This window comes from Cysteiniphilum halobium, from assembly GCF_003574425.1.
GTDB lineage: Bacteria > Pseudomonadota > Gammaproteobacteria > Francisellales > Francisellaceae > Caedibacter > Caedibacter halobius.
In genome coordinates this window covers 1-640 of the sequence record NZ_QLIU01000158.1, presented here as the reverse complement: position 1 = coordinate 640, position 640 = coordinate 1, and the positions used below count along the sequence as shown (strand labels likewise).

The 640-nt window shown below is 34.5% G+C and carries 1 protein-coding gene; it reads right to left on the bottom strand.

Annotated elements, in window-relative coordinates; genetic code table 11:
* Nucleotides 1-297, bottom strand: a 297-nt coding sequence (locus DNK85_RS11425; protein WP_162896716.1) for a hypothetical protein, incomplete at its 3' end; no start/stop codon positions are given.
* Between the last annotated feature and the right edge of the window lie 343 nt (nt 298-640).

Genomic DNA, 640 nt, shown 5'->3' with positions numbered 1-640 from the left:
AATGATTACAGCATGATCAATGATAAGTTCTGTTTTGCGGTTGTCTAAACAGTAATTGATCATGAACCTTGCTTTTCTGGCATAACTGCCATTGTCAAAATAAAAGTACACCGCTGAATACAAATCATCGTCTATGTGATGATGAATGGCGACAACATACTTGCTATCGTCTGGCTCAAATAAGGTCACGTCTTTGTAGGCTTCAATATTTTCAAGGTGCATTGGCAGTATGAGTTTACTGCCTTGAAGCTTTATTTTATCGTGAATATCACGTTGTATATTTAGTTTTAGTTTCATGGATTGGCTCTCTTAAGATGAATAAGAATATGCAATTTTTTTAAAAATTGACGTTTTTCGGCTTATAACGCGGGTGTTTTTTTCCTTATATTTTCAAAACTAGCCTACAAATCCATTTTTTTAGCAATTTTGATCAAAAATTCGGCTTTAATATTTGAGCGCTGTTTAATTATCTTTAATATGCTAATGTAATCGTTCAAAATCAATAAAAAATACGCTGAATCGAAAGAGCACCCTTCTGAACCCCAGTCACCATTGCTTACCTCTTTGCCGGTCTCCTGCTTGAAAAAAAAAAAAATACTAACACACACCATAAAACACTTGCACGCCTACTAAGACACAC